The following is a 23097-nucleotide window of genomic DNA, read 5'->3' on the forward strand; positions in this document are numbered from 1 at the left end:
AGCGCCACCCGGCAACAAAGGCTACTTCGTGACGCGATCGTACCAGACCATGTCCGCGTTCAAACCCTGCTGATATCCCTTCACGTTATCGCGCACCACGATCTGGGTTTTGCCCTGATCGACGAACACATACGGCGAGCTATGTTGCAGCTGTTCCTGCATTTTCTTGTACAGATCCAGACGTTTCGCCGGATCCGGCTCGGCAACCGCCGCCAGTGTGGCTTTGTTAAGCTCGGGAATTTTCCAGCTGTTCAGACCGGCTACGGTACTGGATTTGCCATCGTTCCACGCAAAGGCGCTGGCATTAGAGTGCGCATCAAAGTAGTCCGGGATCCACAGACGAATCGCCGCCTGATGCTGCTTTGCGCGCACGCGGGCATAGACCTGACTCCCGGCAGCGGGCAGCAGATCGACCTTCACGCCCCCCTGAGCAAAGCTCGCCTGCATGGACTGGGCGATGGTGATAAACGGCGGCTTGTTCTCCACGTCCAGCGTGAAGTGCGCGTCTTTAATGCCCGCTTTGGCGAGAATTTCTTTCGCCTTAGCCGGGTCAAACGTGAATGGATTCGCTTCCAGCGCGCCCGGCAGACCGACCGGCAGGAAGCTCTGATGAACAAAATACTGGCCTTTCAGCAGGTTTTTGGTAATGCCTTCATAATCAACCAGCCAGCGTGAAGCCTCCCAGAACGCCGGGTTGTTGAGCAGTGGGTTAGCGCTGTTGCCGGTGTTAAACACCAGATAATTTTGCTCGGCGGACGGAATGCTCAGCACCTTCACGCCCGGCTTGCCCTCCAGGGCGCTAATCTGGTCTGCCCCCAGATCGCGCGCCACGTCGGCATCACCCTGCTGGATCAGCAGGCGGCGGGAAGCCGGATCGGGAACGTTTTTAATGATGATGCTTTTAAGCTTCGGCGCGCCGCCGGGAGCCGATTCGTTGGCTTCCAGCACGATAGCCTGATGCGGCTGATAAACGCGCATTTTGAACGCGCCGCTGCCTGCCGAGTGCATTTTCAGCCAGGCGTTGCCGAAGTCGTTGTCCTTCACGTTCGCCACCACCTGCTTTTCATCGACGATGGAGGCAATCGGCGTGGAGAGAATATTCAGCGCCACCGACGGGCTAACGTCCGCCGTCCAGTGAAGCTGGAGGGTATGGTCATCCACTTTTTTCAGCTGGCTGGCGATGTTGCTCGCGTCCCAGCCCAGCACGTTGAGGATAAACGCCGGGGATTTGTTCAGCGTCACGGCGCGGGTATACGAGAAGATCACGTCTTCCGGGCGCAGTGGGTTTCCGGAAGCGAATTTCGCATCGGGCTTAAGCTTGATGGTCAAGGTTTTTGCTGCCGCGTCGGCTTCCCAGCTTTCCGCCAGAATCGGCGTGATTTTTTCCGGGTTATCGCGGTCCGGTTGCACCAGACGCTGATACAGGCTCGGTACGGTCTGGATGCTGGAGAGCTCGTTGGCTTCGGCCGGGTCGAGGCTTACGATGTCATCAAGCCCCTGGGCAACCACCAGCGTATTCGGCGGAGTAGCGGCGTGGACTGCGTTTGAGAGCGCGGCCAGCACCAGTAACGGCAACAGTTTTTTGTCATAGCGATCCCTGAAATAACTCTATTGTGATTGTTTTATGCTCCGCTACGTTAGGTCGACTAAGACATTCCGCAAAGTCGAAATTCAGCTTTGCTTATGCCTTCCGGGAATAACGCATACGCTAAGGCTATTAGAATGCGCTGCTTTTCGTCCGCTTTTTAACCTGCTATAACAAACTCCTTACCTTTCAGGGAGTCACCGCCGTGCCCGAAATCAATCAACATGGTCAAACCGTTAACGATATTGTTCCAGACTGGAAATGCGCCCAGATCTTAACCCGCACCCCACTTACCGGTCAGTATTGCCGACTGGAGCCGCTGGATACCGATCGCCATTCGGCTGATTTATACGAAGCCTACGCGCTGGGTGATGACAGTGACTGGACGTGGCTTGCCAGCACTCAGCCGGAAAGCGTTGAGGCCACTGCGCACTGGGTGCTGGGAAAGGTGATGGATGACGATCTGGTGCCCTTTGCCGTAATCGATTTACGCACTGAACAGGCGGTAGGGCTGGTGAGTTACATGGCGATTGAGCGGTTTCTCGGCTCGGTGGAAATCGGGCATGTCACCTGGTCGCGCAAAATGAAGGGCACGCGTCTGGGTACCGAGGCGGTGTGGCTGCTGCTGAAAAATGCCTTTGAGCATAAGTACCGTCGACTGGAATGGAAATGCGATTCAATGAACATTGCCTCGCGCAATGCGGCGGAGCGGCTGGGTTTTGTCTGGGAAGGTCGCCTGCGTCAGAAACTTGTGCGCAAAGGGCGTAACCGCGACAGCGATATGCTCTCCATTATTGATGGCGAATGGCCGCAAAGAAACGCGGAGCTGTGCGCCTGGCTGGCTGCGGAGAATTTTGACGCAGAAGGGCGGCAGATTCAGCGGCTTGAGGCATTTAGGTTATAAGTCTTGTATGTAGGGTACAGCTGGAACGGATAATTACTCTGAGGAAATGGCAATTTCAATCAGGTTGGTTTCTCCGGACTGGACGCCCTTTGTCACCGCTGCGGCGATATCTGCGGCATCGGTGATCCGGCAGCAGTGAACGCCCATGGCGTTGGCCAGCGACTGAAAATCGATATGCGGGTTAACCAGGTCCATCCCGATAAAACGCCCGAGCTGCGTTGAGCTGTAGTCAGCCTGGCTCTTCATAAAGTTTTTCAGGATGTTGTACTCCCGGTTGTTCATGACGATAAAGGTGACCGGCAGGTTTTCGTGCGCCGCCGTCCAGAGCGCCTGCGGGGAGTACAGGGAGGCACCGTCGCCCAGCAGACAGACCACCGGCTCGCGGCCGAGCCCCAGCGAGTGGCCTACTGCCGCAGGCATACCCCAGCCCAGCCCGCCGCCGCGCATGAAGAAGTAGCGTTGATGCTGCTGGTCGGAGATAAACCGACGGACATGTCTCGCTGTTGCAATGGCTTCATCGACGATGGTGGTGCCTGGTGGAACGGCCTTAATGACTTCATATGCCGCCACCATCGGTGAGATCGCCGGGCGCAGCCGCTCGGCCGACAGGCGCTCTTCCTGCTGCTGCCACTCTTTTTCACGTTCACTGCGCGCGGTTTTCAGCAACTGCTGGTGGATCAGTTTGCCCGCCACCAGACGCTGCTCAAGCATCGGTAACAGCGCCTGCAACGAGAGTTTGATATCCCCCATCACCGAGAGGCGGGTGGCATAGGTGCGACCCAGCTCGTTCATGTCGGCGGAGAGCTGATAGACCGCGCATGAACCCGGAATCGCGTCCCCTTCGCTGTATAAAATGGTAATCAGGCTTCTGCCGCCGATGATAAAAACGGCGTCGTAGGCATTGACAATGCCCGCGATTTCACTGGCGGTGGTGGGCATATTGCCGCGCCAGAGGGCATGCTGCGTGGGGAAGGGTAAATTCAGCGGCCAGGACGAACCGTAGACATGAGCGCCGAGGTTTTCCGCCAGCTGGACAATCTCCGGCGTCGAGCCGCTGGAGTGCACTTCATCTCCGGCCACGATCATGATCCTGCCAGCTGCAACCTGGCTTAACTCTTCCGCCAGCTCATCCAGCGAGCCCGCAACGGTGTGATAATTCACTTTGGAGGCCGTTTGTATCCCGACATCGCTGAGTTCTTCCATGACATTCATTGGCAATGAGAGTAAGACGGGACCGGCGGGAGGGTAGCTGGCGGCATGAAACGCACGACGCACCAGCACCGGGAGTTGCTCGGCATGGGTGACCTCCTGCGCCCATTTCATGACCGGGGAACCAATGGAAACAATGTCATCATACAGAAGCGGATCACGCACGTAGTGGCGCGTATCCTGCTGTCCGACGGTGACCACCAGCGGGGTTTTCATGATCCGCGAGTTAATGAGATTCCCCATACCGTGACCAAGACCGCTGGCGGTATGCAAATTGATAAAGCCCGTTTTGCCGGAGGCTTTGGCATAGCCGTCGGCAATGGCAACCACGCTGCTCTCCTGGAGTGCCAGAATATAGTGAATATTTTCATGGCGAAGCAGCGCATCAATGAGCGGCAGTTCGGTGGTGCCAGGATTGCCAAATATATATTCCACGCCTTCGCTTTCCAGAAGTTCAAGGAGAATATCGGCACCCGTTCGCATATTTAAATCTGATATAGACGTTAATGATTTAATCATGATGACACCTCGGTTAGTGTTATTTAAGGCATGCTAAAATTCTTCCTGCGTCGGACGAACCACAATTTCATTAATATCAACGTCGCCAGGCTGTTCAATGGCAAATAAAACGGCTCGGGCAATGGCGTCAGCCGGAATAGCCTGCTTATAGAATTCGTGCAAAAACGCCAGGCTGTCTTTATCAGAACTGCCGAACTGCAATTCGCTTTCGACGGCGCCGGGGGAAATAAGCGTCGTGCGGATAGTTTTCCCCACCTCCTGACGTAACCCTTCGCTCAGGGCGCGAACGGCAAATTTAGTGGCGCTGTAAACGACGCCGCCGGGGGCAAGCACTTTGATACCCGCAACGGAAGCCACGTTAATAAAGTGTCCGCTACCCTGACGCTGGAACACCGGTAACGCCGCGGCAATGCCGTACAGCACGCCCTTCAGGTTAGTATCAATCATCTTGTCCCACTCGTCGGTTTTGCGCTCGCTGATGGGGGCTATCGCCATGTAACCGGCGTTATTGATCAATACGTCCACGCGCTGGTAGGCCGTCACAGCGGCATCGATGGCGGCCTGAACCTCTTCCTGACGGGTGACATCGGCCTTCACGGCAATCGCCTTGCCGCCCTGCTGGATAATCTGATCCACCAGGGCATTAATCCTGTCGAGGCGGCGCGCCACCAGCACCAGCGAAAAGGCCTTATTCGCTAAATACAGGGCAATGGCCTGACCGATGCCGCTGCTGGCGCCGGTGATAACGACAACGTTGTATGCACTGTTATTCATGATCTTATCTCGCTGTTGAGTAATGCAAAAAATAAAAGGCAGGGAGGTGTTAATGAATAATGACAAATTCATTAACGCGGATTTTTGATATATTGTGTATCGGAAATAAAATGATGGCTATTTAAAACTTAATGGAGTGTGGAAGAGTCTGTCAATATCATATTTTTAATATTTAAACGGATTGCATGCCTAACGTTTATTTCTTATATGTAAGCGAGAATAGTATAAAAAGAAATGGGGTGACGCTGGAGGCCCTGCGAACAAGGCCTAAGGATTAGATTTTGCCACTATAAAGCACCGGCCCTGTTGGCAAGCCAGTGGGTGATCCGCCCTCTGGTTCAAGGCTTATCGCTATCGTGGCGCCAGGAGGAAGCGTTGTGTTCCTGAGGGTCACCTTCGTCGGTATGCTGCTATGCAGCAATCCCAGCGAGACAGGGTTCTGTCCGGTCGGAATCAGCCAAAGCTGCAGGCTGTGCTGCGCCGGGACGGCGGCAGGTCCGAGAGGAGCAATACTCAGCTGCTGACGGCGGCTGTCCGCACTCACGACCCACTGCCCGTGCTGTTGGGCATCGTTGAGCACCATCAGCGGTGCGAGCGTCGGCGCGCGGGTGGAATACCACGTCACGACGCTAAAGGCGGCAAGACCGGCTGCCACCATCCAGCCGAGGTAAGGTCGATGGTTGCGCAACGGCTGTTTAGACGGCAGTTCGAGGGCAATTTTTTTCCACACCGACTCAGGGGGAGGAATGGGGACAAGATGGCTATCGAGCGTGCTGAGCATTTCCTGCCAGTACGCTACGCGGGCGGCCAGAGCGGGCTCATTGGCAAGCCTTTTCTGGAACTGAAGCCGCGCGCCTCCCCGCAGGGTGCCGAGGGCATATTCTGCTGCCAGCATGTCGTCGCGTTTTTCTGCGTTATTCATAGCCCCACACACTCCCGGAGATGATCCATTGCGCGACGTATCCAGCTTTTCACTGAGCCTACAGGCTGCTGGAGCCAGTCGGCAATATCGCTGTGAGACATCCCTTGATAGTAGGCGAGCGTAATGCTCTGGCGCTGCTCGCTACTCAAATGTTCGAGACAATGCCTGAGCCGTTCTGCCTGCACATCGTCGTGCCAGTTGTTCTGCTCGTCATTCTCGCTCGGCAGAAGCGCGTCGGTATACGGCGTCTCGCGGTCGGCTGCCCGGGTTTGCCCGCAACGCAGCCAGTCAATACAGCGGTTGCGAACAATATGCGTAAGCCAGGTCATCGGGGAACTGAGGGCGGCGTTATAGGTTTCGGCTTTACTCCAGACCGTGAGAAAACAGTCGTGAAGGATCTCTTCTGCCCATGCCCGGTCACGCAACATACGCAGCGCGACGGCAAACAGATGCGGCGAGGTGAGTCGGTAGAGTTGTTCAAATGCACGGCGATCGCCTTTCGCGACCGCCTGCATTAATTTCTGCTGCTGTTCAGCCAGCGCGTTATCCATGTTTTTCCCGAAAGGCAACGGCACACTTCCGAAGTATAGACAACTACTTAGGCATCAGAACGGTATCAATGACATCGATAACGCCATTTTTTTGATGAACGTCGTAGGTGCTGATGTTTGCCACATTGCCCTGACCATCCTTAAGCTGAATATTGTGCAGGCCGTTGCTCATGATCCACAGCGGCTGACCGTTAACGGTCTTCAGCTCCGCGCGACCACCACCCTGTTTAATTTTCTGCTCCAGCGCTTTCATATCGTAATTACCGGCAACCACGTGATAGGTCAGGATGCTGGTTAGCAGTGCTTTGTTTTCGGGTTTGACCAGGTTATCGACCGTACCGGCGGGTAATTTCGCAAACGCCGCATTGGTCGGCGCAAACACGGTGAACGGTCCTTTGCTCTGTAGCGTATCCACCAGTCCGGCAGCTTTGACAGCGGCCACCAGAGTCGTGTGATCTTTCGAGTTCACGGCGTTTTCAACAATATTTTTGCTCGGGAACATTGCCGCTCCGCCCACCATCACGGTGTCAGACGTCATGGCTGCTAATGCGCCTGCACAGAAGAGTAAAGCGCTGGTTACGAATGCAACATGGGTTAGCTTTTTCATCATCATTCCTCGGATTGGGGAGCAAAGGGGTTGCTCACATACCCATATACGAAGGCAGGGTGGAAACTGGATGCAGGGAAATGAAAATAAATTTAGGAGACGTTTATTCCCTCTCCCCTGTGGGGAGAGGGTAAGGGTGAGGGGGCACCCTCAGCGGCGAACCGGCGCCCCGTTCGCGACATAATACGCGGCCGTGCTCTTCGCCAGCGGTTCGTGCCCGCGAATGGCGTCTGCAATCTTCTCGCCAATCATGATGGTGGTGGCGTTCAGGTTACCGGTGATGATCTGCGGCATGATCGACGCATCCACCACGCGCAGCCCTTCCAGCCCGTGAACGCGGCCTTCGCCGTCGACAACTGCCATCTCGTCATAGCCCATCTTACAGGTACCGCACGGGTGGAAGGCGGTTTCGGCGTGGTTGCGCACGAACTCGTCCAGCTGTTCGTCAGTCTGGCACTCCACGCCCGGGCTGATCTCGCGACCGCGGTACTTGTCCAGCGCAGGCTGGTGCATGATCTCGCGGGTGATACGGATCGCGTCGCGGAACTCCTGCCAGTCCTGCTCGTGGGACATATAGTTGAACAGGATCGCCGGATGCTGATGCGGATCGCGCGACTTGATGCGCACGTGGCCGCGGCTCGGCGAGCGCATGGAGCCGACGTGGCACTGGAAGCCGTGCTCTTTTACCGCATTCGAACCGTTGTAGTTAATCGCCACCGGCAGGAAGTGGTACTGAATGTTCGGCCACGCGAACTCCTCGCGGCTGCGAATAAACCCGCCCGCTTCGAAGTGGTTGCTCGCGCCCACGCCGGTGCCGCCAAACAGCCACTCGGCGCCAATCTTCGGCTGGTTCCACCACTGCAGGGCTGGGTAGAGGGAGACCGGCTCTTTGCATTCGTACTGGAGGTACATCTCCAGGTGATCCTGCAGGTTTTCGCCCACGCCGGGCAGGTCGTGCACCAGCGGGATATCGAACTGCTTCAGCAGCTCCGCGCTGCCCACGCCGGAACGCTGGAGGATCTGCGGAGAGGCAATGGCGCCTGCGCTCAGCAGCACCTCTTTGTTCGCCGTCGCTTTCGACGGAATCGTGCTTTCGCCCTCCAGCCACTCGACGCCCACCGCGCGCTTGCCTTCAAAGAGGATGCGGTCGGTCATGGCGTGGGTACGGATGGTCAGGTTCGGGCGTTGCTTTGCCTGGTCCAGATAGCCGCGCGCGGTGCTGGCGCGTCGGCCCTTCGGCGTGACCGTGCGGTCCATCGGGCCGAAGCCTTCCTGCTGATAGCCGTTGAGATCGTCCGTGCGCGGGTAGCCCGCCTGCACGCCCGCTTCCACCATCGCTTCAAACAGCGGGTTCACGCCCGGTTTGGAGGTGGTAACGCTCACCGGACCGTCACCGCCGTGGTAGTCGTTCGGGCCCACGTCGCGCGTCTCTGCCTTGCGGTAGTACGGCAGGCAGTTGAGATAGCTCCAGTGCTCCAGACCCGGCTCTTTCGCCCAGTGGTCGAGATCCATCGCGTTACCGCGGATGTAGCACATGCCGTTGATCAGCGACGAACCGCCCAGCCCTTTACCGCGCCCGCACTCCATGCGGCGGTTGTTCATAAACGGCTCTGGCTCGGTTTCATACGCCCAGTTGTAGCGCTTGCCCTGCAGCGGGAACGCCAGCGCGGCAGGCATCTGGGTGCGGAAGTCAAAGCGGTAATCCGGTCCGCCCGCCTCAAGCAGCAGCACGGTGGTATTCGGATCTTCAGTCAGTCGTGTTGCCAGTACGTTGCCGGCAGAGCCGGCGCCGATAATGATGTAGTCAAATTGCAAATAAACCTCCCGGTTAAAATATGGACTGGAATTTACCCATCTCAACCTGGATGGACTTCACCTGGGTGTAGCTCTGCAGCGTCATAACGCCGTTCTCGCGGCCAATGCCGGAGTGTTTATAACCGCCCACCGGCATCTCTGCGGCGGATTCACCCCAGGTGTTGATCCAGCAGATGCCCGCTTCGAGCTGATGAATCGCGCCGTGGGCGCGGTTCAGATCGGCAGTGACGATACCCGCCGCCAGTCCGTAGTCGGTATCGTTGGCGCGGCGAATCGCTTCTTCATCGGTTTCATAGGTGAGGATGGACATCACCGGGCCGAAGATCTCTTCGCGCACGATGGTCATCTCGTCGGTGCAGTCGGTGAACACGGTCGGGGCCACCCACGCGCCGTTATCAAACCCTTCGCCCTTCAGCACGTCGCCGCCGCACAGCACGCGCGCGCCTTCTTCTTTACCTTTGGCGATGTAGCGCAGCACGCTGTCGCGGTGCGGGAAGCTGACCATCGGGCCAAAGTTGGTTTTCACATCGAACAGATCGCCCGCGCGGATGCGGCCCACGCGCTCAACGATTTTCTGCTCAAACGCGGCCTTAAATTTCGCGGGCACGAACACGCGGGTGCCGTTGGTGCAGACCTGACCGGAGCTGAAGAAGTTGGCCATCATGGCGATGTCTGCCGCCAGATCCAGATCCGCATCGTCGAAAACAATCAGCGGCGATTTGCCGCCCAGCTCCATCGTCACCTCTTTTAGGGACGAGGCCGCCGAGTTGGCCATCACCTTTTTGCCGCTGGCAACGCCGCCGGTAAAGGAGACCTTCGCGATGCCCGGATGCTCGGTCAGGTACTGGCCGGTCTCCGCGCCTACGCCTGGCAGGACGTTAAACACGCCGTCCGGCAGACCCGCTTCGGTATAGATTTCGGCAAGCTTGAGGGCGGTGAGCGGCGTCACTTCGCTCGGCTTGAAGATCATCGCGTTGCCCGCCGCCAGCGCCGGGGCCGATTTCCACAGGGCGATCTGGATCGGGTAGTTCCACGCGCCGATGCCCGCCACCACGCCCAGTGGCTCGCGGCGGGTGTAGACGAATGAGGTTTCGCGCAGCGGGATCTGGCTGCCTTCCAGCGCCGGGATCAGCCCTGCGTAATACTCCAGCACGTCCGCGCCGGTGACGATGTCCACTGTCGAGGTTTCGGAATACGCTTTACCGGTATCGAGGGTTTCCAGCTTCGCCAGCGCGTCGTTACGCTCGCGCAGGATATCCACGGCGCGACGCAGGATGCGTGAGCGCTCCATGGCGGTCATCGCCGCCCAGATTTTTTGCCCGCGTGTTGCGCTTTCCACGGCGCGGTCGACGTCTTCACGCCCGGCGGCCTGAACGCTCGCCAGGACTTCACCGTTGGCCGGGTTGATGGTCTCGAAGGTGCGACCGCTGGTGGCGGGTGTATAACCACCATTGATATAAAGCTGCTGTTCTGCCATTCGGGACATACTTTCTCCTCGGTTATTCGGTCGGTAAATGCTGGCTGATAAAGTGGCTGGTGAGCGACTGGGCCAGCGTTTTATCCAGCGGTTTGCCGCTCAGTGCGGCACGCAGCCAAAGCCCGTCGATCAGTGCCGCCAGCCCGTAGCCCGCTTCCTGCGCCTGCTCGCGCGGCAGTTCGCGGCGGAACTCGTACACCAGGTTCGACAGCAGGCGGCGGCTGCTGACCTGCTGCAGACGGTAGAGCATCGGCTGGTGCATGCTGCTCGCCCAGAAGGCCAGCCAGGCTTTCATTGCCGCGCTGCTGATCTGGGTTTCATCAAAATTGCCGCCGACAATCGCCTGTAATCGCTGCTCCGCGCTGCCGTCCGGCAGGGCGTGCAAGCGGCTTAATACCGCATCGCGCAACTGCCCGGTGATGTCGCGCATGGTCGCTTCCAGCAGACCGTTTTTGTCTTTGAAATAGTGACTGATGATCCCCGTGGAAACGCCCGCCCGGCGGGCGATCTGCGCGATGGTTGCGTCGTGCATTCCCACTTCATTTATTGCTTCCAGCGTGGCGTTAATAAGCTGCCTGCGCCGGATCGGCTGCATCCCCACTTTGGGCATTGTTGCCACTCCATTCATCAGCGTTGGTAATACATTAAAGCGTTTTTTGATTGGACGTTCAATATAAAATGTGTCTTAATTGTTGCGGATTTGGATTTTGATAGTTACAAAAACAGTGGGGATACTGGATGACAGACCTTTCACAAGACAGAGAAAAAGACAAAATCAACCCGGTCGTTTTTTATACTTCCGCCGGGCTGATTTTGTTGTTTTCCCTGACGACAATCTTCTTTCGTGATTTTTCCGCCGAGTGGATTGGGCACACGTTGAACTGGGTGTCGAAGACCTTTGGCTGGTACTATCTTCTGGCGGCGACGCTCTATATTGTCTTCGTGGTTTGCATCGCCTGCTCGCGCTTCGGTTCGGTGAAGCTTGGGCCAGAGCAGTCCAAGCCCGAGTTCAGCCTGCTGAGCTGGGCCGCAATGCTGTTTGCTGCGGGTATCGGCATCGACCTGATGTTCTTCTCCGTGGCCGAACCGGTCACGCAGTATATGCAGCCGCCGGAAGGGGCAGGGCAGACGATGGAGGCCGCGCGCCAGGCGATGGTCTGGACGCTGTTCCACTACGGCCTGACAGGCTGGTCGATGTATGCCCTGATGGGGATGGCGCTCGGATACTTTAGCTATCGTTATAATTTGCCCCTCACTATCCGCTCTGCGCTGTACCCGATTTTTGGCAAAAAAATTAACGGGCCGATTGGTCACACCGTTGATATCGCAGCGGTGATTGGCACCATCTTCGGCATCGCGACCACGCTCGGTATCGGCGTGGTGCAGCTCAACTACGGGCTAAGCGTGCTGTTTGATATTCCGGATTCAATGGCGGCAAAAGCGGCGCTGATTGCGCTCTCCGTGATTATCGCCACCATCTCGGTGACCTCCGGCGTGGACAAGGGCATCCGCGTGCTCTCCGAGCTGAACGTCGCGCTGGCGCTGGGCCTGATCCTGTTTGTGCTGTTTATGGGGGACACCTCGTTCCTGCTCAACGCGCTGGTGCTCAACGTGGGCGACTACGTGAACCGCTTTATGGGGATGACGCTCAATAGCTTCGCCTTCGACCGTCCGGTGGAGTGGATGAATAACTGGACGCTGTTCTTCTGGGCGTGGTGGGTTGCGTGGTCGCCGTTTGTCGGCCTGTTCCTGGCGCGAATTTCGCGCGGGCGCACCATCCGCCAGTTTGTGATGGGCACGCTGATTATCCCGTTCACCTTTACCCTGCTGTGGCTGTCGATTTTCGGCAACAGCGCGCTGCACGAGATCATCCACGGCAATGCGGGTTTTGCTCAGGAAGCGATGGCGCACCCGGAGCGCGGCTTCTACAGCCTGCTGGCGCAGTACCCGGCGTTCACCTTTAGCGCCTCCGTGGCGACCATCACCGGGCTGCTGTTCTACGTCACCTCAGCGGACTCCGGCGCGCTGGTGCTGGGCAACTTCACCTCGAAGCTGAAGGACATCAACAGCGACGCGCCGAACTGGCTGCGCATCTTCTGGTCGGTCGCCATCGGTCTTCTGACGCTCGGTATGCTGATGACCAACGGTATTTCGGCGCTGCAGAACACGACGGTGATCATGGGCCTGCCGTTTAGCTTCGTCATCTTCTTCGTGATGGCTGGGCTGTATAAATCGCTCAAAGTGGAAGACTACCGCCGCGTCAGCGCCAGCCGTGATACCGCGCCGCGTCCGATGGGCGCGCAGGACAGGCTGAGCTGGAAAAAGCGCTTGTCGCGCCTGATGAACTACCCGGGCACGCGCTACACCAAACAGATGATGGAGACGGTCTGCTTCCCGGCGATGGAGGAAGTCGCACAGGAGTTGCGCCTGCGGGGTGCCTACGTGGAGCTGAAAAATCTGCCGCCGGATGAAGGCGAAAATCTGGGGCACCTGGATCTGCTGGTGCACATGGGCGACGAGCAAAACTTCGTCTACCAGATCTGGCCGCAGCAGTATTCCGTGCCCGGGTTTACCTACCGGGCGCGCAGCGGGAAGTCGACCTATTACCGGCTGGAGACCTTCCTGCTGGAAGGTAGCCAGGGGAACGACCTGATGGACTACAGCAAGGAGCAGGTGATTACGGACATTCTGGACCAGTACGAACGCCACCTGAACTTTATCCATCTGCACAGGGAAGCGCCGGGGAATAGCGTGATGTTCCCGGATGTCTAAACAGATTCTTAAAACTTCATCATGCTGTATATAAATACAGTCAACTGACGCAATATTACTCATGGAAGAGTAATATTGCAGCGACAGCCTGCGCTGATGAGCCAGGCTGTTGTTGTTTTTCGGGAAGGAACCATGGATGAGTCACGCGATAGAATTTATCGAAACTTCACTTTTTACCCGCCAGATCAAAAGCATTGCTACGGATGATGAATTAAAGGATCTCCAAAAGGAACTCATTGCCCGGCCTGATAAAGGTGACCTGATTCAGCATACGGGGGGATTACGTAAAATAAGGCTGGCCGCAGGCTCAAAAGGAAAGAGAGGGGGAGCCAGAGTGATTTACTTTCTGGCAACGGAAGAGGTGATCTATTTCATCATGGCCTACCTAAAAAGCACCAGGGACAGCCTGACTGAGGCAGAGAAAGCTGAACTTAAAAAACTGACTTCTGTTCTGAAAAATACTACTTCCTATGCCATAAGTGGTAGGTGTACTATGTACTCCATTCAGGCAGGAGGAGGCAGACAATGAGTATATTCGATGAATTAAAATCTTCGCTTGAAGAAGCCGTTGAGATCCATAGCGGAAGGAAGGCAGCTTCCAGAGTAACCCGCTATGAAGTTGCAGATGTTCGCGCAATCAGAGAACAGCTCAATATCACCCAAAGCGAAATGGCGAAGGCGCTTGGCACGAGCGTTGACACGATAAAAAGCTGGGAGTCTAAACGTCGCAACCCAACCGGACTGGCGGCGAAGGTACTGAATGTGATTCGGGAGAACCCTGCATTTTATAGGGCCCTTGCCGGGCATTAGGTAGCCCTCTTGCCGGTTGGCGCTGCTGTATGACCGGATACATAGGTGACAGATCAGACCGGGAACATAGGTAACACTTTTAGTCTATCCGGAGCACACTCTGGGTTTTTCGGTCGTAGTACGCAAGCGTTATCCCATTAAAGATGATGGCCTCAAGGCCATCATCTTGTTCTTCCAGCATGATGTACTCCCCAGTCAGTGCTTCACTCAGGAACACCGTACCCTTTTTTCCCATATAGAGGGTCCCCCTCGATTTCACCCTGTAGACTGTACCTCCTTCCGGATAAGCATATTCAGGAACACGGCCATCCCAGTGTCGGTTTGAGGGTTGCCATACCGTTCCGGGCGTTGCTCCCGCCAGTGCTTCATGCGGCCTTTCGTAGTTAAATTCTTTCCGGTAGTCACTGAACCACCGCTGTTGTTCTTCCATCGTCATGAAGGTGTTGCCCTGTTTCACCGCACTTTTCAGGGAGCGGTGCATTCGCTCATGGCGGCCATTTTCTTCCGGATGCCCCTTTCTGATACGCTCCGGCCTGATGCCCAGCTTGATTAGCCAGACGGCAAGACGACTTAATCCGGCTATTCCTGTTCCCGCGAAGGGCTGGCCGTTATCGGTTCTAAGCACTTCCGGCAGACCATATTCCAGGAACGCATCCGTCAGGCACTCTCTGACAAAGGGTTCACTCTCACGGTGTGTTCCCCGGCAGCTGAGCAGATACCGGCTGTGATTATCGGTCAGGGTGAAAGGATGGCAGTACTCTCTGCTGAGCAGCCTGAACTTGCCTTTAAAATCAGCGCTCCAGACCTGATTGTTCTCACTGATGATGGTCAGGGGCTGGCGATTGCCTGGTGTTCTGCGTTTTCGTTTTTTATCCGGAACCAGGCCTTCGCGCTTGAGGATATCGCCGATAGTGCTGGCGGCAGGTACGGTAAAATCGACGTGATGATTGAGCAACCACATCCGCAGTTTTTTTGGCCCCCAGTCAGGGTGTTTTTGACGCAGGGCAGTCAGGTGTCCGGCGATATCATCAGGAACCGTCCGGGAGTGGGAGCGTGGCGCACGCGACCGGTCCGAGAGAGATGACAGGTCAGAAGGGTCAAAACGCTGAAGCCATTTATAGCCGGTTTTACGGCTGATGCCAAAAAGACGGCAAAGCGCGGAGAAGGAGTCCGTACCTGCATGGCAGGCACGGATAAAATCAAGGCGTTGCATAGGTCGGGTCTCAGTCCAGGGCATAGCGAGTCTCCTCTTCTATGCCAGTTATAACTGTTACCCATGTATCCGGTCTAAAGTGTTACCCATGTTTCCGGTTCATACCCTGCGCTTACCCGGCCCACAAAACGAACCGCCTTCGTTGATATATCTTTAATGATAACTATTTTCATTTAAACATAGCCTGTGCTATACCTTATAGCACGGGCTAATTTTGCTTTGAATTTAATCACCTCGGGAGAGTTCTGCGATGCACCTACTGCAAGGATTGAAGCGTCTGTTGTTCAGCTCGCTGCTACTGACCGCGGCCACCGCGGGTGCGCAGGCGGCTGAAAAATTCCAGGTCATCACGACCTTTACCGTTATCGCTGATATGGCGAAAAACGTGGCGGGGGACGCCGCAGAAGTCACTTCCATCACCAAACCGGGTGCTGAAATCCATGAGTACCAGCCGACGCCCGGCGACATCAAGCGCGCCCAGAAGGCGCAGCTGATTCTGGCCAACGGCATGAACCTTGAGCTGTGGTTCCAGCGGTTTTATCAGCATCTGAACGGCGTGCCGGAAGTGATTGTCACCAAAGGCATTACGCCGATGGGGATCGGGGAAGGGCCGTATAACGGCAAACCCAACCCGCACGCGTGGATGTCTCCGGATAACGCCCTGGTTTACGTCGATAACATTCGTGACGCGTTGGTGAAGTACGACCCGGCGAATGCGCAGACCTATCAGCGCAACGCTGAAGCCTATAAGCAGAAGATCACCGCCACCCTCGAACCGCTGCGTAAGCAGGTTGCGGAGATCCCGGAAGATAAGCGCTGGATGGTCACCAGTGAAGGAGCGTTCTCCTATCTGGCGCGGGATCTGGGCCTGAAGGCGCTTTATCTGTGGCCGATCAACGCCGATCAGCAGGGCACGCCTCAGCAGGTGCGCAAGGTTATCGATCTGGTGAAAAAACATCGCATCCCGGCGGTGTTCAGCGAAAGTACGGTCTCCGATAAACCCGCGCGCCAGGTGGCACGGGAAACCGATACCCATTACGGTGGCGTGCTGTATGTCGACTCCCTGAGCGCAGAAAACGGCCCGGTGCCGACCTATATCGATCTGTTGAACGTCACGACCCGCACGCTGGTGCAGGGCATCCGTGACGGCATGAAGGAGTAACCATGCAGAAGGGGATTGTCGTAACCGATTTGACCGTGACCTACCGTAACGGTCATACCGCATTGCGTGATGCCTCGTTCAGCGTGCCGGGCGGTTCGATTGCCGCACTGGTCGGCGTGAACGGTTCCGGCAAATCTACGCTGTTTAAGGCGGTGATGGGCTTTGTACGGGCGGCAAGCGGCACGATCACTATTCTGGGATTACCGCCTCACCGGGCGCTCCGTCAGAACCTGGTCGCCTACGTGCCGCAGTCGGAAGAGGTTGACTGGTCGTTCCCGGTGCTGGTGGAAGACGTGGTGATGATGGGCCGCTACGGACACATGGGTTTTTTGCGTCGGCCAAAAGCGCTGGATCGGCAGATCGTCACCGACGCTCTGAAACGGGTGGATATGCTTGAGCTGCGCCATCGGCAGATTGGCGAGCTCTCCGGCGGGCAAAAGAAACGCGTGTTTCTGGCGCGGGCGATTGCCCAGCAGGGCGAGGTGATCCTGCTCGACGAGCCGTTTACCGGCGTGGACGTTAAAACTGAAGCCAGAATTATCAGCCTGCTGCGGGAACTGCGCGATGAGGGCAAAACCATGCTGGTATCGACCCACAATTTAGGCTCCGTCTCCGAGTTTTGCGATTACACGGTCATGGTCAAAGGTACCGTGCTGGCAAGCGGCCCGACGGAAACTACCTTTACCGCCGAAAATCTGGAGCGCTCCTTCAGCGGCGTGCTGCGCCACGTGGTGCTCAGCGGCTCTGAAGATCGCATTATTACCGACGATGAACGCCCCTTCGTGACGCACCGTCAGGAGGTAAAATGAGCGTACTTCTGGAACCCTTCGGCTACGAGTACATGCTGAACGCGATGTGGGTTTCGGCGATGGTGGGCGGGCTGTGCGCGTTTCTCTCGTGCTATTTGATGCTCAAAGGCTGGTCGCTGATTGGCGATGCGCTCTCGCACTCCATCGTACCGGGCGTGGCGGGAGCCTACATGCTCGGGCTGCCGTTTTCGCTGGGGGCGTTCCTGTCGGGCGGGCTGGCGGCGGGCAGCATGCTGTTTCTCAACCAGCGCAGCCGCCTGAAAGAGGACGCCATCATCGGGCTGATCTTCTCCTCCTTTTTCGGCCTCGGGCTGTTTATGGTCTCACTCAACCCGACCTCGGTGAATATTCAGACTATCGTCCTCGGGAATATCCTCGCCATTGCCCCGGAAGACATCGTCCAGCTGGCGATTATCGGCGTGGTGTCGATGCTTGTTCTGCTGTTCAAATGGAAAGATTTGATGGTGACCTTTTTTGATGAGAACCACGCCCGCGCCATCGGTCTGCGTCCTGAACGTCTGAAGATCCTTTTCTTTACCCTGCTGGCGGTTTCCACCGTGGCTGCGCTGCAAACCGTCGGCGCATTTCTGGTGATCTGTCTGGTGGTCACGCCCGGCGCGACCGCGTGGCTGCTGACCGATCGCTTCCCGCGACTGCTGATGATTGCCGTTGCCATGGGTAGCATTACCAGCTTCCTCGGCGCGTGGGCGAGCTATTATCTCGACGGCGCGACCGGCGGCATTATCGTGGTCGCCCAGACGCTGCTGTTCCTGCTGGCGTTCGTCTTTGCGCCGAAGCACGGGCTGCTCGCCAGCCGCCGCCGGGCGCGTCAGGCGCAGGAGGTCCACCCATGATCGCGCTGCTCCTTGAACCCTTCCAGTTTGCGTTTATGAACAACGCGCTGCTGATTTCACTGCTGGTCGCCGTGCCCTGCGCGCTGCTGTCGGTTTTTCTGGTGCTCAAGGGCTGGGCGCTGATGGGCGACGCCATGAGCCATGCGGTGTTTCCCGGCGTCGTGCTGGCCTGGATGATAGGGCTGCCGCTGGCGCTGGGCGCATTCGTTGCCGGTCTGTTCTGCGCGGTCGCCACCGGATACCTGAAAGACAACAGCCGCATCAAGCAGGATACGGTTATGGGGATCGTCTTTTCCGGCATGTTCGGTGCCGGGTTGATCCTCTACATCGCCGTCAAACCCGAGGTGCATCTCGACCATATTCTGTTCGGCGATATGCTGGGTATTAACGGGATGGACATTCTGCAAAGCGGGATTGTGGCGGGGCTGATTGCGCTGGTGATTGGCCTGAAGTGGCGGGACTTTTTGCTGTTCTGCTTTGATTATCAGCAGGCGCAGGCGAGCGGGTTGCGCACTCGCTGGCTGCACTATGGATTACTGTGCATGGTTTCGCTGACCATCGTGGCGACGCTGAAAGCGGTGGGGATTATTCTGTCGATTTCGTTGCTCATTGCGCCCGGCGCGGTGGCGGTGCTGATCACCCGGCGCTTCCACATGGCGCTGCTGGTGGCGGTAGCCGTTTCCGCGCTCGTGTCCGTAAGCGGCGTCTATGCGTCATTTTATCTCGACAGCGCGCCTGCCCCGACCATCGTCGTGCTGTTCGCGGTCGTGTTTATCGTGACGTTTGTAGTCACCAGCGTGAAGGCCCGTCGACAGGAGAGTGTGACAGCAGGGTAATCGCCTGTTCGCCGTGCTGTTGCCAGTGAACGGTAAAGGCGGTGCCTTCGGGATAGCCCGCGCGCTGGCAGGTCAATGCCAGCGTAAGCGTCTTATCGACGAGCTGCATGACGCGGGCGCTGTCAAATCCCATCCAGGCCTGCACCTGCGGAAAGAGGGCTTTGAACAGGCTCTCTTTGGCGCTAAACACCAGCGTCAGGGCGAGGGCGAACGGGTAACCCGAGCGGGAAAGGACGCTCTCTTCTAGCGCATCAATAATGCCGTCTTTGATTTCCCGGGCTTCGTTTTCGGGGAGGATCGTTTCGCAATCAATGCCGATAAGCGCAGGGTGGTCGTGCGTAACGACAGCCATCGCCTGCGTGCTGATGTGGGTAATGCTGCCAGACACTCCCTGTGGCCAGCGCGGTTCCCCGCTGGGGCCGATGCCGGGTACGGTGTGGTCCGGTAAGGCGTGCGCCACGGCGATGCGCCCGGCAAGATGCTCGGCTTTGCGTTTGCGTCCGGCGTTTGAAAGCTCTGCGTGATGGGGAAGCCAGAGGAGATCGGCGTCGGTAAAAGTGGTGGGGTCGAAGGTGACCCGGTGAACGGTGCGATCGGCGAGAATGAACGTGCTGTGGGTTGTGTGCATGGTTTCCCCTCACCCTGACCCTCTCCCCGGAGGGGAGAGGGAAGGTTTACTTCAGTGCCTTAAAAATGCGTATTCACACTCATATACCACGTGCGACCCGGCTCATTATACGTATACGCTCCCGCACCGTACATATACGCGCCGGTGGTGGCATTCCCCGTAGTCTGGGCATTACCCGCACGCCACTGGCGCTTGTCGAAGACGTTGTCCACGCCGCCGGTCAGGCTGACGTTTTTGGTCACGTCCCAGGTCGCGCTCAGGCCAACGATGCTGTACGGGCTAACTTCGTCTTTCTCAGACCCGCTCACCGGCTCACCCTTGTAGTTGTACTTCTTCGGCTGCTGCTTGCCGTACCAGGTGAAGGTCGACTGCAGCGACACATCCTGATGCACCTGCCAGCTCAGGGTCGAGTTTAGCGTGTACTCCGGAATGATCGACAGACGGTCGCCGGTCTCCTTGTTCTTACTCTGCAGCATGTAAGTGATGTTATTGGTCCAGTTGATCGTGTCGCTGACCGGCACGTTCAGGGAGCCTTCCAGCCCTTCAACCACCGCTTTCGGGACGTTTTCCCACTGGTAAATATCCGTCTGCACCTTACCGGAAGAGGTGTGGCCAATTGGCGCATAGCCCGCTTCAATCTTGTCGCGGTAGTCGTTGCGGAACCAGGTCACGCCCGCCAGCCAGCCGTCGCGTTTCCACTCCAGACCGATCTCTTTGTTGATGCTGGTTTCGGCTTTCAGATCGTCGTTGCCCATCATGTAGCAGCCGACGCCGTCGCCGCTTGCGTAGCAACCCTGGCCTTTACTGTAGAGCAGATAGTTCGGGTTGGTCTGATACAGGCTTGGCGCTTTGTAAGCCCGCGCAATACCCATCTTCAGCGTGAAGTCATCCCCCAGACCTTGCGACAGGTTAAGCGACGGGCTCCAGTTATTGCCGACGATGGTGTGGTGATCGAAGCGCAGGGCAGGGGTCAGCATGGTGCTGTCGGTCAGCTCCATGTTGTTCTCCGCAAACAGGGAGAAAATCTCCGCCGAGGTGTACGGACTACGGTCGTTGCTCATGCCCGGAATGGTGCCGCCCTGCTGGGTTTGCGTGAAGGAGGTCGAATCCTTCATGCGCTGCTGGTTCCACTCGGTGCCCAGGGTCAGATTCTGGTTAACGAGGAAATCAATCGGCAGATTGATTTCGCTGTGCAGCATCACGTCGGCCAGATCGGTGTCGGTGAATTTATCGCTGTTAAACAGACCTTCCGTCCCGCCAGCCAGCCCTTCGCCCAGACGGGAGTTGCGGGTGTGTTCGTACTGCGCCCAGTTGCTGGTGGTAATGCCGTTATCCCAGCCGCCGTTCCAGGTCACCGCGAAGTTCTGGCGATAAATACGGTTGGTCTCTTTGCCGTAGTTTTTCTTCACCAGCGCGTTGTCGTTATTGGTGTTCTGCGTGTCGCCCGCATAAAGGTTGTTCTGGCGGCTATAGCCTGCTTCAAACTCCAGGGACTGCATGGGCGCGAAGTCCCAGCGCACGACGCCGTTGATGTCTTTGTTCTCTACACCTTCACGACCTGCGGGCAGGGTGTTGGCGTAGGCGCCGGTACGGTCAGACTGATGGCCCTGGTTGATGTCCCACGCGTCGGCCTGGGTTTTGTCCAGGTTACCGAACATGCGGAAGCTGAAATCGCCGCCCAGCGGGCCGCTCAGGCTGAAGTTGGTGCGCTTAGTTGAACCTTCATCTTTATGTTCCGGCGCATTCAGGTAGGTGTTCCAGGAGCCGTGCCACTGGTCGTCGAATTTTTTGGTGATGATGTTGACCACGCCACCTGCCGCGCCGTTGCCGTAGCGGGCGGCCGCCGGACCACGGATCACTTCGATGCGCTCGATCATCTCCGGCGGTACCCAGCCGGTATCGCCCCGGGTATCACGCTCGCCGCGCCAGCCCAGACGGATGGAGTTACGGCTGGTAACCGGTTTACCGTCGATCAGGATCAGGGTGTTTTCCGGGCCCATGCCGCGGATATCAATCTGACGGTTATTCCCGCGCTGGCCGCTGGTGGAGTTACCAGTGAGGTTCACGCCCGGCATGGTGCGGATGATTTCCGACACGTCGCGCGCGGGCGGGTTTTTACGGATCTCATCGGCGGTGATGGTCGACACGCCCGGTGCCTGCAAATTTTGCTCGGCGGCGGTGATCACCATCGTGTCTTCGTGCTGCGCGGAGGCGGCGTTGTCGTCTGCCATGGCGGGCAGCGCGACGCCATAAATCCCTAAATTGACCAGCAAGGCCAGAGAGTGAATCTTCTTATTCATTGTACGTCCCGCTTTTATGGTTATTCATGAACGCGCTTCCCACAGCGCGGGCATTACGCTATTGCAAATGCAAATAGTTATCAATAATATTATCAATAAAATTTGTCCTGAAACAAAAAAGACTGTTAAACATGAGGTTATAAGGGTGACGGCGTTAACAACGGGCAGTGAAGCGTGGTGGCAGTCGAAAAGCGGGCCTGACTTGAAACCTGAAAACGGTAAATTTCGCGTCACGTTCTGGTGGCGCGATCCGAACGGAACGCAGACGTCGTCACCGATTAAACACGTCTGGCTCAATATCACCGGCGTGACCGATCACCATCAAAATGCCCGCCCGCAGTCCCTCAAACGCATCCCGGATACCGACGTCTGGCAGTGGGAGGGAGAGTTCAGTCCCGCGTGGCGGGGGAGCTACTGTTTTATCCCTTCCGTGAATGAAAACGATTTTGCCGACGCGGTGTTTGAAGGCGAGAGTCCGGACCGTATGGCGCTGCGCGAAGGCTGGGGTAAACTGCTGCCGCATGCGGTTTCCGACCCGCTTAACCCGCAGAGCTGGCGCGGTGGCCGCGGTCATGCCGTTTCGGCGCTGGAAATGCCGGGCGCACCCGTTCAGCCAGGCTGGGATCGTCCTGATACGCCCCACCACGCGCCGGTCTGCATTGATTGGGAAAGCGCACGCCTGAAAAACCGCCGCCGAGTCTGGATTTTTACCACCGGGGAGGAAAACCCCGAGCGCCCGCTGGCGGTGCTGCTTGATGGCCAGTTCTGGGCCGAAAGCATGCCCGTCTGGCCCGCGCTGGCCGCGCTTACCCGTGAAGGCAAACTGCCCCCGGCGGTCTATGTCTTAATTGATGTGATTGATACCGCACACCGCAGCCGCGAGCTGCCCTGCAACCCCGATTTCTGGCTGGCGGTGCAGGAAGAACTTCTCCCACACATACAATGCATTGCCCCCTTCAGCGACCGCGCCGACCGTACCGTGGCGGCGGGTCAGAGCTTCGGCGGGCTTTCCTCCCTTTATGCGGGCCTCAACTGGCCGCAGCGCTTTGGCTGCGTGCTCAGTCAGTCCGGTTCCTACTGGTGGCCGCACCGCGGCGCACAGCAGGAGGGGCTACTCATCGGGCAGCTTAAAGCGGGTGAAAAAACCGCACGCGGACTGCGCATCGTCCTTGAGGCCGGGCGCAACGAACCGCTTATCTTCCGCGTAAATCAGGCGATTTACGCCGAATTGCACGAGCAGCAGGTTTACTGGCGTCAGGTTGACGGCGGACACGACGCGCTTTGCTGGCGCGGTGGGCTGACGCAGGGGCTGATGACCCTCTGGCAGCCGCTTATTCAATAACGGAGTCT

Annotated in this window: 21 protein-coding genes; 9 read left to right on the plus strand and 12 right to left on the minus strand. The window is 57.4% G+C overall.

All coding sequences use genetic code 11. The features are described 5' to 3' along the window. Nucleotides 1-21: 21 nt before the first annotated feature. Nucleotides 22-1578: an ABC transporter substrate-binding protein gene (locus BFV64_RS05590; RefSeq protein ID WP_069601797.1), complete on the minus strand. Its 1557-nt coding sequence runs from the start codon at nt 1576-1578 to the stop codon at nt 22-24. Nucleotides 1579-1790: 212 nt separating this feature from the next. Here BFV64_RS05590 and BFV64_RS05595 point away from each other — a divergent pair, with 212 nt between their 5' ends. After that, nucleotides 1791-2489 (plus strand): GNAT family N-acetyltransferase, encoded by a 699-nt coding sequence (locus BFV64_RS05595; RefSeq protein WP_047027608.1) that lies wholly within the window; start codon nt 1791-1793, stop codon nt 2487-2489. A gap of 33 nt (nt 2490-2522) precedes the next feature. On the opposite strand, the gene BFV64_RS05600 is transcribed toward BFV64_RS05595, so the two are convergent. From BFV64_RS05600 to betI, 8 genes are all read right to left on the minus strand, one after another. Continuing rightward, nucleotides 2523-4217, minus strand: a complete 1695-nt coding sequence (locus tag BFV64_RS05600; protein ID WP_069601798.1) for a thiamine pyrophosphate-binding protein — start codon at nt 4215-4217, stop codon at nt 2523-2525. A gap of 33 nt (nt 4218-4250) precedes the next feature. After that, nucleotides 4251-4991, minus strand: coding sequence for an SDR family oxidoreductase (locus BFV64_RS05605; protein ID WP_014882927.1), 741 nt, complete (start codon nt 4989-4991; stop codon nt 4251-4253). Nucleotides 4992-5265: 274 nt separating this feature from the next. Next, on the minus strand, nt 5266-5913 hold the full coding sequence (locus BFV64_RS05610) for an anti-sigma factor (RefSeq protein ID WP_047027606.1): 648 nt from the start codon (nt 5911-5913) through the stop codon (nt 5266-5268). Next, complete coding sequence (locus BFV64_RS05615; protein WP_023332333.1) at nt 5910-6464, minus strand: RNA polymerase sigma factor; 555 nt, start codon at nt 6462-6464, stop codon at nt 5910-5912. The genes BFV64_RS05610 and BFV64_RS05615 overlap by 4 nt, the downstream gene beginning before the upstream one ends. Before the next feature lie 43 nt (nt 6465-6507). Then, nucleotides 6508-7071, minus strand: a complete 564-nt coding sequence (locus BFV64_RS05620) for a fasciclin domain-containing protein (RefSeq protein WP_069601799.1) — start codon at nt 7069-7071, stop codon at nt 6508-6510. Nucleotides 7072-7221: 150 nt separating this feature from the next. Then, the gene (betA, locus tag BFV64_RS05625; RefSeq protein ID WP_069601800.1) at nt 7222-8886 is read right to left on the minus strand and encodes a choline dehydrogenase; all 1665 of its coding nucleotides are present in this window, start codon (nt 8884-8886) and stop codon (nt 7222-7224) included. A gap of 13 nt (nt 8887-8899) precedes the next feature. Then, nucleotides 8900-10372: a betaine-aldehyde dehydrogenase gene (betB, locus tag BFV64_RS05630; RefSeq protein WP_069601801.1), complete on the minus strand. Its 1473-nt coding sequence runs from the start codon at nt 10370-10372 to the stop codon at nt 8900-8902. 13 nt (nt 10373-10385) lie between these two features. Further along, entirely contained in the window at nt 10386-10973 is a 588-nt protein-coding gene (gene betI / locus BFV64_RS05635) for a transcriptional regulator BetI (RefSeq protein ID WP_014882933.1), read from the minus strand. Nucleotides 10974-11101: 128 nt separating this feature from the next. Between betI and betT the strand changes: the two genes are divergently transcribed. From betT to nadS, 3 genes are all read left to right on the plus strand, one after another. Beyond that, a complete protein-coding gene (betT, locus tag BFV64_RS05640) occupies nt 11102-13135 on the plus strand; it encodes a choline BCCT transporter BetT (RefSeq protein ID WP_023336880.1) in 2034 nt (677 codons plus the stop codon). Between the two features lie 136 nt (nt 13136-13271). Beyond that, entirely contained in the window at nt 13272-13664 is a 393-nt protein-coding gene (locus BFV64_RS05645) for a type II toxin-antitoxin system RelE/ParE family toxin (RefSeq protein ID WP_069601802.1), read from the plus strand. Next, nucleotides 13661-13945: a NadS family protein gene (gene nadS, locus BFV64_RS05650; protein ID WP_069601803.1), complete on the plus strand. Its 285-nt coding sequence runs from the start codon at nt 13661-13663 to the stop codon at nt 13943-13945. The genes BFV64_RS05645 and nadS overlap by 4 nt, the downstream gene beginning before the upstream one ends. A 79-nt stretch (nt 13946-14024) precedes the next feature. Here the strand turns inward: nadS and BFV64_RS05655 are convergent, their stop codons facing one another. After that, nucleotides 14025-15182: a DDE-type integrase/transposase/recombinase gene (locus BFV64_RS05655; RefSeq protein WP_045282386.1), complete on the minus strand. Its 1158-nt coding sequence runs from the start codon at nt 15180-15182 to the stop codon at nt 14025-14027. 226 nt (nt 15183-15408) lie between these two features. Between BFV64_RS05655 and BFV64_RS05660 the strand changes: the two genes are divergently transcribed. The 4 genes from BFV64_RS05660 to BFV64_RS05675 are packed head-to-tail and all read left to right on the plus strand — an operon-like array spanning nt 15409 to nt 18819. Then, nucleotides 15409-16320: a metal ABC transporter substrate-binding protein gene (locus BFV64_RS05660; protein WP_069601804.1), complete on the plus strand. Its 912-nt coding sequence runs from the start codon at nt 15409-15411 to the stop codon at nt 16318-16320. A 2-nt stretch (nt 16321-16322) separates the two neighbouring features. After that, nucleotides 16323-17129, plus strand: coding sequence for an iron/manganese ABC transporter ATP-binding protein SitB (sitB, locus tag BFV64_RS05665; protein ID WP_069601805.1), 807 nt, complete (start codon nt 16323-16325; stop codon nt 17127-17129). Continuing rightward, on the plus strand, nt 17126-17983 hold the full coding sequence (sitC, locus tag BFV64_RS05670; protein ID WP_045281635.1) for an iron/manganese ABC transporter permease subunit SitC: 858 nt from the start codon (nt 17126-17128) through the stop codon (nt 17981-17983). Before sitB ends, sitC begins: the two co-directional genes overlap by 4 nt. Next, entirely contained in the window at nt 17980-18819 is an 840-nt protein-coding gene (locus BFV64_RS05675; RefSeq protein WP_069601806.1) for a metal ABC transporter permease, read from the plus strand. The genes sitC and BFV64_RS05675 overlap by 4 nt, the downstream gene beginning before the upstream one ends. Here BFV64_RS05675 and entD read toward each other — a convergent pair. Together entD and BFV64_RS05685 are read right to left on the minus strand one after the other, a co-directional pair. Further along, nucleotides 18773-19447 (minus strand): enterobactin synthase subunit EntD, encoded by a 675-nt coding sequence (gene entD / locus BFV64_RS05680; protein ID WP_069601807.1) that lies wholly within the window; start codon nt 19445-19447, stop codon nt 18773-18775. The two genes, BFV64_RS05675 and entD, sit on opposite strands and share 47 nt — an antisense overlap. A 59-nt stretch (nt 19448-19506) precedes the next feature. Beyond that, nucleotides 19507-21747 (minus strand): TonB-dependent siderophore receptor, encoded by a 2241-nt coding sequence (locus BFV64_RS05685; RefSeq protein WP_023332349.1) that lies wholly within the window; start codon nt 21745-21747, stop codon nt 19507-19509. Between the two features lie 145 nt (nt 21748-21892). On the opposite strand from BFV64_RS05685, the gene fes reads away from it, so the two are divergent. Next, nucleotides 21893-23089: an enterochelin esterase gene (gene fes, locus BFV64_RS05690; protein ID WP_063861202.1), complete on the plus strand. Its 1197-nt coding sequence runs from the start codon at nt 21893-21895 to the stop codon at nt 23087-23089. Nucleotides 23090-23097 lie beyond the last annotated feature (8 nt).

The sequence above is a fragment of the Enterobacter kobei genome, assembly GCF_001729765.1.
Taxonomy (GTDB): domain Bacteria; phylum Pseudomonadota; class Gammaproteobacteria; order Enterobacterales; family Enterobacteriaceae; genus Enterobacter; species Enterobacter kobei.